The following is a 12,390-nucleotide window of genomic DNA, read 5'->3' as shown; positions in this document are numbered from 1 at the left end:
GCTCATGGACCTCCTCCCGTGCGGTGCCTGGCGCACTTGAGCACCGTTACCGGGGCGTCAACACCCTCACCGATCTGGATCAGCCTGAAACACGGAGGTCTCCAACGCCGGCCCTGGGACCACGAGCATCCCTAGGCGGTAGTGCCGCGCGAGTCCATAGCGATAAGGCGCCTCGATGTATCCTGGAACGGCCCCCTCCAGCCTGAGACCAGCGTCCTCGGCAAGATGCCGCAGCTGGGGCGGGACCGACTCCTGGCGCGCGCCATCCCACAGGAGCACAACCTGCTTGGCGTCCTGCACCAATTGGGGGATGGGCGGCACCACATAGCTCATACGTGGGCCATACCAAACACGATCCGGCAAGTGCAGACGCAAGGCACCGGCGAGGGCATACTCCTCGGCCAGCAGCAGGCTGCCGGGTGGCGCAAGCGGCGCGATCAACGCCGCCAATTCAGCGATGGGCTGGTGGAGCCGTGAGGGCTTGCTGGCGTCGGAGAGCAACGGCAGACGGACGGCAGTGACGAGCAAGGCGAGGGCGCCAGCGGTGAGCGCGATGCCCGAGTAGAGGTTCAGTCGACGACGCCTGACCGCTTGTGCATTCAGAAGCGCGAAGCATGCGATCGGCACCATAAAGAGCAGCGGCTGCAACCAACGTTCCTTGATTTGGCCCATCCCGAGGACCCACTGAGCGCACAGCAGCAGCGCCAGGACCACCGCCAGGTAGCGGAGGATCAACTGGACCGCGACACCCCTCACACCCGCATGCAGACCCTCTCTCAATGCGGGATAAAACATCAGTGTGAACACCAGCCACATGGGAGTCAGGAAGACGAGGACCGTCACCAGGACTTGAAGAGAGGCACTCACCCGGCGTGCCTCACCCGCAACGACCGCATGCAAATCACTGATCGCCTGAAGATGCTGCAACAGCCAGAAGAGATGCGGCGAGAGGATCAGCAGAGCGAGCCCGAGCGCGATGGCACAGCGCCAATCAAGCAGGAGCCGCCGCCCCTCCGCCAAGGTCAAGAGCGCGGCGGCAAGCGCGAAATCAAACAAAAGGATGTTGTATTTCGCCAGGACCCCCAGCCCACCGACGAGCCCCAACGCCAGATAGGTGGCGAGGTGACGTCGCTGAAGCAGCAGGATCACCAGATAGAGAGTGGCAGCGGCAAGGCAGAGCGCGAGGAGCGAGTGCGTGTGTTCGCGTTGATTCTCCCACAGGATCTGCGGGATCAAGAGAAGGGAGAGCGTTGCGGCGATCGCCAACCGCGGCCCCTGAAGAACCCTTAAGGCTGTCAAATAGACGAACAGATAGGTCAGAAACAGCAGCGCTTCCCGCAGCAGGCTCGCGGTGAGGAGGTTCACGCCAAAGAGGCGCTCTGCTCCAGCACTCAACCAGGTATACAAAGGGGGCTGGGCGGAATACCCCCACTGCCACCATTGCGCAAGCAACAGTTGTTCGGCCTCGTCGAGTTCGAGAGCGTCGGAGATCAGCACCCGAACCACGGCGAAGAGGCTGAAATAGAGGAGCAAGCCGAGCAGAAAGCGCGAGTCGATCCGCGCGTCACGGGTCATTAGCCGGGGGAGTGACAGCATTGCGCAGTGTGAATCAGACGAGCCGATGAACTGGGTTCAGGACCGGAGCACCCCTTGCGCTGCGCACGCAGCCGAGTCGGATCCAGCACCCGCCGTGAATGAAGATGCCGGTGCTCAAGTCAATCGCGCGGCCACAGACTCCGAATCGCCGCGATCCCCTGCGCACCATGCGCATACGCGATCGACAGATCCGCTGCTGTCAGACCGCCGAGCGCATAGACCGGCAGCGACACCGGCTCGATCCATGCGGCGAATCCTTGCCAACCGAGCGGCGACGTCAGCGGGTGCGAGGCCGTCCGCTGGACTGGGGAGAGCACGGCATAATCCAGTCCCAGCTCAGCCGCCCGGGAGAGATCAGCGACCGTGTGGCAGGAGGCGCTCACCCAGTCACCGGCACCGCCAGGACGCACCCTGGTGAGCGCGAGGCGCGCCGCGGTCAGATGCAACCCATGACGCGCCACATCCGCGACCCGCGCCGGGTCGCGATTGAGCACGAGCCGCGCGCCATGCGCTTTACACACGGCATAAGCGCCTCCGGCCAGGCGACGATACGACTCATCATCCAAGTCATGCGCACGCAGTTGAACGAGTTGAACGCCATTATGCAGCGCACGGGTCAGGCGGTTGAGAAAGGCATCGGGTCGAGCTGGATCATCGCCAGTGATCAGCAGATATGGGGGCAGTCGTAAGGCGGTCATGATTGGCCGATCAGCCGCGGGAAAGACCGCCGGGTCCAGCTCCTCGGGGTATTGCCAAGCCAGCGGCTGACCTTCGCGTCCGGTGGCGACCCCGGTATAGGCAAGCACGCATCGGACATCCAAGCACACCCTGCGATCCTCATAGGAATGAGTCACCCGGATCAGCGGGCGACTCGACCGCACCTCAATGCCGAGCTCTTCCGCCAGTTCGCGCGCCAGTCCCTGTTCAGGCGTCTCCGTCGGTTTGAGCTTGCCGCCCGGAAACTCCCATCGACCACCCTGATGAACCTGCTCGGGTCGTTTGGCGATCAGAACGCGTCCGGTCGGGTCGGTCAGAATCCCGACCATGACGTGGATCGCCTGGTGACTCAAGTCCGGTACTCCGCGTTGATCCGAACATAGTCACTCGAGAGGTCACAGGTCAGGATCCGGGCGGCGCACGCCCCCCGTCCCAAGACGACCCGAATGAGGATCTCCGGCTTGGCCATGACGGCAGCGCCTGCGGCCTCGGTGTAGTCTGGTGCGCGAGCGCCCGCATCGACGATCAAGACATTCTCGAGATAAATCCGCACCCGCTCGATGTCCAGGTCATCTAAACCGGCGCGTCCAACCGCGGCCAGAATCCGGCCCCAGTTGGGATCAGAGGCAAACAAGGCGGTCTTCACCAGCGGCGAATGGGCAATGGTGTAGGCCACCAGCCTGGCTTCCGCCAAGCTTGCCGCGGCGTCGACCTCCACGGTAACGAGTTTGGTCGCGCCTTCGGCATCCCGGATGATCGCCGTCGCCAGTTCGCCGCAGACCGACTCAAGGGCGGCGCGAAACGCCTGTGCCTCCGCGGTGTCGGGGTGATCGAGTTCAGGGTTACCGCAAGCCCCGGTCGCCATGAGGACGCAGGCATCGTTCGTCGAGGTGTCGCCATCCACCGTGATGGCGTTGAAGGAGCGCGCGACCGCATCCTGCAGGCAGGATTGCAGAAGTGTGGAAGAAACCGCCGCATCGGTCGCGATGAAGGCCAACATGGTCGCCATGTTGGGGCAGATCATGCCGGCCCCCTTCGCCATCCCGGTCACTGTTGCCTCGCGGCCATTGAGTTGGAACCGGCGTGAGACCAGTTTCGCAACCTGATCCGTGGTCATGATCGCGCGGGCGGCGGCGGGCCAAGCGTCTTCGCGCAACCTCGCCATGACCTCCGGCAATGCGGCGATGAGCCGCTCGACCGGCAAATGCTCACCGATCACGCCCGTCGAGAAGGGGAGGACGGCATTCGCCTGACAGTCCCCGAGCGTCGCGAGCGCCTCACAACAACTCCGGGCATCACGCAGACCGCGCGGCCCCGTCCCGGCGTTGGCGTTACCGGCATTAATCAGGAGATAACGCGGCGCGATCCCGGCCAGATGATCCCGCGCGACCTGGACCGGGGCGGCGCAGAAGGCATTGCGCGTGAACACCGCGGCACACCGCGTCCCGGGATCCAGTGCCATCACGACCAAGTCATCCCGCCCCTGGTAACGGATCCCCGCGGCCCCGGCAGCCAACCGAACCCCGGGGACGATCATACGTCCCCCGCGCCTGAGACGGTCTTGTTCACGCCCATCATCCTCGTCAGCTCGCCTTACCATGACATTGCTTGAATTTCTTGCCCGAGCCACACGGGCAGGGTTCGTTGCGACCAATCTTGCGCTCACCACGCACGTAGGGTTGCGCCCCCGGCCCTGCCTCGGAGGCCCGCGCCTCACCACTCAGCGCGCGCGCGGGTTCCTCACGGCGATCGAAACCTTCGAAGGCTTCATGCTTGAACTCGAACTGTCCGGCGGGCGATGGCGACCCTCCGGCGGGCAGCGCCGGCCCCGCGGTTCCAGCCGGCTGGGTTTGCACCTGCAGCTTCGCCAGCGTGGAGACGACATCATGCTTGATGCTGTCGAGCATCGCGGAGAACATCTCGAAGGCTTCGCGCTTGTATTCCTGCTTCGGATTCTTCTGCGCATAGCCGCGCAGATGGATCCCCTGGCGCAGATAGTCCATCGCCGCAAGATGGTCCTTCCAGTGGCCATCGAGGGTTTGCAACATCACGGCCGTCTCGATTTGGCGCATGGTCGCGGCACCAACACGTTGCTCCCGCTCTCCATAGGCCTCCGTGACGCGATCATGGATGCGCTTGCGTAATGTCTCCTCATGCAAGTGTTCATCCTCGTCGAGCCACTGACGGATCGGCCAGTCCCCTCCGAAGTCTTGCTGCAAGGCCGTACTCAGCCCCTCGACATCCCACTGCTCCTCGAGACTCTCGGGAGGGATATAGCTGTTGATGAGGCGGGTGAGCGAGTCGTCACGCATCGCCGTGACGGTCTCCGACACATCGACACTGTCCATGAGTTCGCGCCGCTGGCGATAGATCACCTTGCGTTGATCGTTGGCGACGTCGTCATACTCAAGCAGTTGCTTGCGGATATCGAAGTTGCGCCCCTCGACCTTCCGCTGGGCGTTTTCGATCGCTTTCGTCACCCAGGGATGCTCGATCGCCTCCCCTTTCTGCATCCCGAGCTTCTGCATCATCTTGCCAACCCGATCGGAGGCGAAGATGCGCATCAAGTTGTCTTCGAGCGAGAGATAGAAGCGCGAGGACCCCGGATCGCCCTGACGGCCGGAACGACCCCGTAACTGATTGTCGATACGACGGGACTCATGACGCTCGGTCCCGATCACGTGCAAGCCACCGGCCGCAACGACCTGCGCGTGTCGCGCTGTCCACGCCGCCTTCACGGCCTCGCGATCCGCATCCGGACCGGCCTCCTCGAGTTCCGCCTCGAGATTCCCGCCGAGTACGATATCCGTGCCGCGTCCCGCCATATTGGTGGCAATGGTGATGGCACCCGGACGACCGGCTTGCGCAATGATGCCCGCTTCGCGCTCATGCTGCTTGGCATTGAGAACCTCATGCGGGATCCGCTGCTCAGTGAGGAGCCGATCGATCAGTTCCGAGGTCTCGATCGAGGCCGTGCCGACCAACGCCGGTTGTCCACGCGCCACACAATCGCGAATGTCCTCGATAATGGCGTCATATTTCTCGGCCTGCGTCAAATAGACCAGATCACCACGATCATCGCGGACCATCGGCTGATTGGTCGGGATCACCACGACTTCCAGTCCATAGATCTGCTGGAATTCGAAGGCTTCGGTATCGGCCGTGCCGGTCATGCCCGACAGCTTGGGATAGAGCCTGAAGAGGTTCTGGAAGGTGATCGAGGCCATGGTCTGGTTTTCGGGCTGAATCGGCATCCGCTCCTTGGCCTCGACCGCCTGATGAAGCCCCTCGGACCAGCGCCGACCAGGCATGGTGCGCCCGGTGAATTCATCAACGATGATGACCTGGCCATCGCGCACGATGTAGTCGACATTCTTTTGAAACAGCGCATGCGCGCGCAGACCCGCGTACACATGATGCATCAGGGCGATGTTGCCCGGATCGTAGAGACCGCCGCTCTCGCCGAGCAGACCGATCTCCACCAGCATCTCCTCGACCCGCTCGTGCCCCTCCTCGCTCAGATAAACCTGGCGCGTTTTTTCATCGACCGAATAATCACCCGGACCGAAATCCGGCTGGCCCTCCTCATTGGTGATGGGATCCTGTCGAGTCAAGCGCGGAATGATCTGATCGATCTGTTTGTAGAGTTCGGTGTTGCCCTCCGAGGGACCGGAGATGATGAGTGGCGTGCGCGCCTCGTCGATGAGGATCGAGTCAACCTCGTCGATGATGGCGTAGAAGGGATCACGTTGCACGCGCTGTTGCGCGATGAAGGCCATATTGTCGCGCAGATAGTCGAAACCAAACTCGTTGTTGGTCCCGTAGGTGATGTCGGCGGCATAGGTCTGCTGGCGCGAAACGGGTCGAAGGTGTCGATAACCGAGGCCATCCGTGGGCTCGAAACTCGGGTCGAACAGAAACGAGGCGGAATCCGGACCAAGTCCGCCGGACGAATTAATCACCCCCACACTCAACCCCAGGAAATGATAGATCTGCCCCATCCAGGCGGCATCCCGCCGCGCGAGATAGTCGTTGACCGTCACCACATGCACCCCTTTGCCCGGTAGCGCATTGAGATAGGCCGCGAGCGTGGCGACGAGGGTTTTGCCCTCGCCCGTGCGCATTTCGGCAATCTTGCCGTCATTCAGCACCATGCCGCCGACCATCTGCACATCGAAGTGACGCAACCCAAGCGTGCGTCGCGCCGCCTCCCGGACCACCGCGAAGGCCTCGGGAAGCAGACTCTCAAGCGTGGCCCCGTCGGCGAGACTCTGACGAAACGCGAGCGTCTTCGCCGCCAGCGCCTCGTCGGTGAGCGCTTCGATCTCAGGCTCGAGGGCGTTGATGTGGGCTACGGACTTGAGCAGGGCCTTCACGAGCCGGTCGTTACGGCTCCCAAAGACCTTCTTGAGCAGATGCTTGACCATCGGTTGAGTTGCGACCTGTCAGGGAAATCCCGTGATGATACCGGAATTCAATGACCTTCGCAGAGTGATGGCAGCCTGATGGCCGTGGTCTCGCGCGGCCTCGGAGCCGGCGCAACCCGCCGTGAACAGCAGGTCAATGCCCTCGCCTCAGCCGGATTGCTCATCGGCATTGCTGGCCAGAATCGGGGATGGCGAGCGATCGATATAACGGAAGGGATCGACTGCCTTGCCGTTCTTCAGGACCTCGAAGTGCACATGTGGCCCGGTTGCGGTGCCGGAGGATCCCACCGTTGCGATTTTCTGACCCTGGCGCACCATCTGGCCCTCAACCACCAAGTTCTCTTGGTTGTGGGCATAGCGCGTCACCAAGCCATTCACGTGGCGAATGTCGACCATGCGACCATAGCCGCCCTGGCGACCGCTGAAGGTGACGACCCCATCGGCAACGGCGATCACGGGCGAACCACGCGGACTCGCAAAGTCCACACCCGTGTGGAAGCTGCGTGATTTCCTGATGGGATGAACGCGAAAACCAAAGCGCGAGGTGACATAACCCGAGCGCACCGGCCAGCCTGTCGGCACGGCTTGCGCGGTCAGATCCTTCTCCATGATCACATCTTCAATGACTTCGAGCTTGCGCTGACGGTCTTGGACCAAACTGACCATACTGCTCAGTTCACTGGCCAGCTCGCGGATCGTGTAGTCGCGCACCGGCGATTCTTCCGGTCCACCGCGCGGGGGGGGATTCTCGAAGTCGAACTCGGCGGGACTGAGCCCGGACATCCGCACGAGACGCTCGCCGAGCGCGTTGAGCCGCATCAACTCGGCCTGCATTTCACCCAGTCGTGCCGCGATGGCATCGAGATCTCCAGCGGCGGTCAGGTCTTCAATGGATACAGTCGTCTCGAGCAGGGGGGCGAGCAGTGAATGAGGCGAGCGGATGGTTGAGGGGAGATTGTCGACAGTCTTGATGAGTGATTGGTGGTAACCGATCCAGTATCCCAATCCAGCGCCAGCCAGGGCGAAGAGAGTGACGGCCAAGAGCGCAATAACGGCCTGTCCGCGAACGTGTTTTCGTCGGTCGAGGTGATGCATCGAGGATCTCTGCTTTGGTTCTGAATACAAATCAGCGTTACCTTATACTACGATTGTCGGTTTATTCGAAACATCGATTGATTCGAACTGTCTCGTCGGTGCGTCACAGACATCGATCCAAATCATCGATTTCACGCTGTCAACCGTGGAGCAAGGCACTTGACGAAACGCGCTGGATTGACGCACATCCGTGATCTGCTCAAGCACAACCCGAGGCTGCGACGTCATCTTGAGTGGTCTGATCGCGAACGCGTGTTACTGGATCAAGTGCTGACAGGCCTGCCCGCGGCACTGCGTCCGCATTGTTGCGATGTGACGCTCATCCATCACAGCCTAACGCTGTTCTTTGATTCTTCGGCATGGGCGATGCGCGCCCGCTTTCTCGCTGACGACCTCGTCCGGACCTTGCAACACGAGGGTGTCGCGAAGGTGATCGTCCGGGTCCGGGTCGCCACGCGCGCCGGCCGCGAGGATCCAAGCCGGGGTGGACCGGGGCAAGTCCCGCGCCGAGAGTGTAGGGCCCATCGATTAAGTTCGCGGGCCGTGACCCTACTGCAGGACGCGGCTGCGGGGATGACGGATGTTGCGCTCGCGCACGCCCTACGGCATCTCGCCGAGAGCGGTGGCGGCGGTGATCAACCGAGCTGACGGCCTGACCAGCCCGTTGAATCGGCGTGGTTCATGACGACAGACCACTGGGTCATGCGAGCGCTAAGGGGTGCGCATAGCAGATTGGAGAAGCCGCCGGATCCTCGAACACGACCTCTTCCCAGGCACTCGCGTCGGCAATCAGAGCACGCAAGATTCGGTTGTTCAGCGCGTGACCGGATTTGTGCGCTTGGAAGCATCCGATCAGGGTATGACCGAGCAGGTAGAGGTCCCCGATCGCGTCGAGGATTTTATGCTTGACGAACTCATCCTCACAACGCAAGCCTTCCTCGTTGAGGATGCGGTATTCATCGACGACGACGGCATTGTCCAAGCTACCACCTAGGGCCAAATTCTGTGCCCGGAGCGCCTCGATCTCCCGCAAGAACCCAAAGGTCCGTGCTCGGCTCACGTCCTTGAGGAAGGATGCGCTCGAGAAGTCGATGACCGCGCGATTGGCTCTCGCGTGAAACGCGGGGTGATCGAAGTCGATCGAGAAATCGACCTTGAATCCATGATAGGGGGTGAAGCGGGCCACTTTATCGCCGTCACGCACCTCGACCGGCCGCTTGACGCGGATGAAGCGCTTGGCGCGATTCTGCTCCTGCACGCCGGCGGACTGAATCAGAAAAACGAATGGACCAGCGCTGCCGTCCATGATCGGGACTTCTGGCGCACCGACGTCCACATAGGCGTTATCGATCCCCAGGCCAGCAAACGCCGCTAGGATGTGTTCGACGGTGGCAACACGCACATCGCCATTAACCAGCGTCGTGGAGAGCCGGGTATCGCCCACATTGAACGGCGTGGCCTTGATTTCGACGGGGTGAGCCAGATCGACACGGCGGAATATGATTCCCGTGTCCGGCGCGGCTGGACGCAAGGCAAGCGCAATCTTCTCGCCTGTATGCAAGCCAACGCCGGTCGCCCGGATCACATTTTTCAAGGTACGCTGCTTGAGCATCGGTCGAGTTCTCCCATCGCATGTCGCCGCGGCGATCGGCATCCACTGCCGGTTGGTCGACGACTGGGCGCGATTCAGCGGATCCCTGCTGGGTCCACACCCGTTGTCCATTCGCCATATCCTGGCGCGGCTCGCAGAGGAGCCGCTCGGTGACAAGCTTAGGGTTTTCCCCGACGTTTATCAAGATCAATAACGAATCTTTTTCAAACTCATTGATTATAAAAGGAAGATCAGATCAGGGAATCCCCTGATGCTGGCCCTGATCAGTCCGCTTGGCGGCGCAAGAAAGACGGGATATCGAGGTAATCCAGTTCCTTCTCATTGCCTCCTGCTGGCTCGCTCACTGCCGCGGCCCCACCGCGTCGATAGATGGCAGGTTTACCCAAATTGTGATAATTGGGTGCTCCCTCATTGCCGCCATTACTGACCAAGTGCATCGCGGTCGCTTCCTGAGCGCCCTGGCGTTTCAGCATGACGCGTCGTTCACCGAGACCGGTCGCCACGACGGTCACGCGCAATTCATCGTCGAGCGTGGGATCGATGACCGTGCCTACGACCACCGTGGCGTCGTCATCGGCGAAATCACGAACCGTGTTCCCGACTTCATCGAACTCACCAATCGTCAGGGTCAGGCCTGCCGTGATGTTGACGAGGATCCCCTTGGCGCCGGCAAGATCGATGTCCTCGAGCAGGGGACTGCGAATCGCCGCCTCGGCGGCCTCGCGTGCACGCAACTCGCCACGCGCGGCGCCCGTTCCCATCATGGCCACACCCATTTCGGACATGACGGTCTTGACATCGGCAAAGTCGACGTTGATTAATCCCGGGCGCGTGATGAGTTCGGCGATACCTTGAGTGGCATGCAACAGGACATCATTCGCCGCGCTGAAGGCGCCTAGGAGACTCATCTCCTTACCCAAGACCGCCAACAGCTTTTCATTGGGGATGGTGATCAAGGAGTCGACATTCTTCGCCAACTCAGCGATCCCTTCCTCGGCGATGCGCCGACGTTTGGTGCCCTCGAACGGAAACGGCTTGGTGACCACGGCAACCGTCAGAATACCGAGATCTTTCGCCACCTGTGCCACCACCGGAGCGGCACCAGTGCCGGTCCCACCGCCCATGCCAGCCGTGATAAAGACCATGTCAGCCCCCTCGAGGGCGTCTTGAATGCGGTCGCGATCCTCCATGGCTGCGTTCCGTCCGACCTCGGGATCGGCCCCGGCTCCTAGCCCCTTGGTGATGCCTGCCCCCAGTTGCAGGATGGTCTTGACCTGGGAACTCTTCAGCGCCTGCGCGTCGGTGTTGGCGCAGATGAAGTCGACGCCTTCGATGGTCGCGGCCACCATGTGGTTGACCGCGTTGCCGCCACCGCCGCCAACCCCGACGACCTTGATGACAGCGTTCTGACTATGGGTATCCATTAGTTCAAACATGATTGCTTTTCCTCATGACACTCTGTTGCATGACGTTTCGTAACCTCGCGCTTGCAGCAGGCTGCAAGCCCCCCCGACACGGCGGTGACGCGTCACGCACCCCAACCGAATACGGAACCGGTCGCGGCACTTCCAAGTCGTCACGCCCACTCAGCCTTCACCACACCCTTACATTACCAACGCGGCCCGCATCCAACCGGCCTCAGGGCAGCCCGACGACGCCTAGACAGCGTCCCGCACCGCCCGGTAGACCCGGCGCCTCGGGCGGCTAGAAATTCCCATGGAACCAACTGCGTATCCGCGCCCAAGCGCCCCGCAAGCCACTCGCGTCAGCCAACTCCGGATGACGTGAATAGCGGTGTTGACGCGCGTACATCAGCAGCCCCACACCAGTCGAATAGATCGGATTGTTGACGACCTCGGCCATCCCAACGACGTACTGTGGCGTTCCTAGGCGGACCGGCATGTGGAAGACCTCTTCGGCCAATTCGATCAGGCCGTCCATCTTGGAACTGCCACCGGTCAAGACCACGCCGCCCGCGACGAGGTCCTCGAAACCACTGCGGCGCAATTCATTGTGCAAGAGGGTGAGCAACTCCTCGTAGCGAGGCTCCACGACCTCGGCCAGGGTTTGGCGCGACAGCCGCCGCGGCGGCCGATCGCCAATGCTCGGGACCTCGATGGACTCGCTGCTCGTGGCGAGTTGCGCCAACGCGCAAGCGTGCCTCACCTTAATCTGCTCGGCATGCTGCGTCGGCGTACGCAGCGCAACCGCAATATCATTGGTCACTTGATCCCCCGCGATCGGAATCACCGCCGTGTGTCGGATGGCCCCATCGGTAAAGACCGCAAGATCCGTGGTTCCCCCACCGATATCGACGACACAGACGCCGAGTTCCTTCTCATCCTCGCCCAGCACCGAATAACTCGAACTCAACTGAGCGAGGACCAGATCATCGACTTCCAGTCCGCAACGGCGAATACACTTGATGATGTTTTGCGCGGCGCTCACCGCTCCGGTGACCATGTGCACGCGCGCCTCGAGGCGAACGCCACACATGCCAATGGGCTCGCGGATGCCTTCCTGGTCATCAATGATGAACTCTTGAGGCAGGATGTGCAGGATCTTCTGATCCGCTGGAATGGCCACCGCGCGCGCGGCGTCGATCACCCGGTCGACATCGGATTGGGTCACTTCGACTTCCTTGATCGCCGTAATCCCATGCGAGTTGAGACTGCGCACATGGCTGCCCGCGATGCCGGCATGCACGGAGTGGATTTCGCAGCCGGCCATCAACTCCGCCTCCTCGACGGCGCGTTGGATCGATTGCACGGTCGATTCGATATCGACCACCACTCCTTTCTTCAAACCACGCGAAGGATGGGTGCCGATCCCAATGATCTCGATCTGATTATCATCCTTGAGTTCGCCGACCAAGGCGGCAACCTTCGAGGTCCCGATATCCAGGCCCACTAATAGATTTTTGTCGTAACGTCTCGACATCCG

Annotated in this window: 9 protein-coding genes; 1 reads left to right on the top strand and 8 read right to left on the bottom strand. The window is 61.7% G+C overall.

The features are described from left to right. Nucleotides 1-66: 66 nt before the first annotated feature. The 5 genes from CKO25_RS01670 to CKO25_RS01650 form a co-directional block, all read right to left on the bottom strand. The gene (locus CKO25_RS01670) at nt 67-1,596 is read right to left on the bottom strand and encodes a glycosyltransferase family 39 protein (RefSeq protein WP_200386146.1); all 1,530 of its coding nucleotides are present in this window, start codon (nt 1,594-1,596) and stop codon (nt 67-69) included. A 119-nt stretch (nt 1,597-1,715) separates the two neighbouring features. After that, nucleotides 1,716-2,666, bottom strand: a complete 951-nt coding sequence (locus tag CKO25_RS01665) for a Nudix family hydrolase (protein ID WP_200386145.1) — start codon at nt 2,664-2,666, stop codon at nt 1,716-1,718. After that, the gene (argJ, locus tag CKO25_RS01660; protein WP_200386144.1) at nt 2,663-3,850 is read right to left on the bottom strand and encodes a bifunctional glutamate N-acetyltransferase/amino-acid acetyltransferase ArgJ; all 1,188 of its coding nucleotides are present in this window, start codon (nt 3,848-3,850) and stop codon (nt 2,663-2,665) included. The genes CKO25_RS01665 and argJ overlap by 4 nt, the downstream gene beginning before the upstream one ends. 46 nt (nt 3,851-3,896) lie before the next feature. Further along, complete coding sequence (gene secA, locus CKO25_RS01655) at nt 3,897-6,740, bottom strand: preprotein translocase subunit SecA (RefSeq protein WP_200386143.1); 2,844 nt, start codon at nt 6,738-6,740, stop codon at nt 3,897-3,899. Nucleotides 6,741-6,887: 147 nt separating this feature from the next. Further along, the gene (locus tag CKO25_RS01650; RefSeq protein ID WP_200386142.1) at nt 6,888-7,835 is read right to left on the bottom strand and encodes a M23 family metallopeptidase; all 948 of its coding nucleotides are present in this window, start codon (nt 7,833-7,835) and stop codon (nt 6,888-6,890) included. Nucleotides 7,836-7,994: 159 nt separating this feature from the next. On the opposite strand from CKO25_RS01650, the gene CKO25_RS01645 reads away from it, so the two are divergent. Further along, a complete protein-coding gene (locus CKO25_RS01645; RefSeq protein WP_200386141.1) occupies nt 7,995-8,483 on the top strand; it encodes a DciA family protein in 489 nt (162 codons plus the stop codon). Nucleotides 8,484-8,535: 52 nt separating this feature from the next. Here the strand turns inward: CKO25_RS01645 and lpxC are convergent, their stop codons facing one another. The 3 genes from lpxC to ftsA all read right to left on the bottom strand — a co-directional run bounded on the left by lpxC (nt 8,536) and on the right by ftsA (nt 12,387). After that, nucleotides 8,536-9,447 carry a UDP-3-O-acyl-N-acetylglucosamine deacetylase gene (lpxC, locus tag CKO25_RS01640; protein ID WP_200386140.1) on the bottom strand — a complete coding sequence of 304 codons (912 nt, stop codon included), beginning with the start codon at nt 9,445-9,447 and terminating at the stop codon, nt 8,536-8,538. 263 nt (nt 9,448-9,710) lie between these two features. Further along, nucleotides 9,711-10,883, bottom strand: coding sequence for a cell division protein FtsZ (gene ftsZ, locus CKO25_RS01635; protein WP_200386139.1), 1,173 nt, complete (start codon nt 10,881-10,883; stop codon nt 9,711-9,713). 268 nt (nt 10,884-11,151) lie between these two features. Beyond that, nucleotides 11,152-12,387, bottom strand: coding sequence for a cell division protein FtsA (ftsA, locus tag CKO25_RS01630; protein WP_200386138.1), 1,236 nt, complete (start codon nt 12,385-12,387; stop codon nt 11,152-11,154). Nucleotides 12,388-12,390: the final 3 nt, after the last annotated feature.

The organism is Thiocapsa imhoffii, from assembly GCF_016583985.1.
In the GTDB taxonomy this organism is placed as follows: domain Bacteria; phylum Pseudomonadota; class Gammaproteobacteria; order Chromatiales; family Chromatiaceae; genus Thiocapsa; species Thiocapsa imhoffii.
This window is presented reverse-complemented; position numbering and strand designations above follow the sequence as displayed.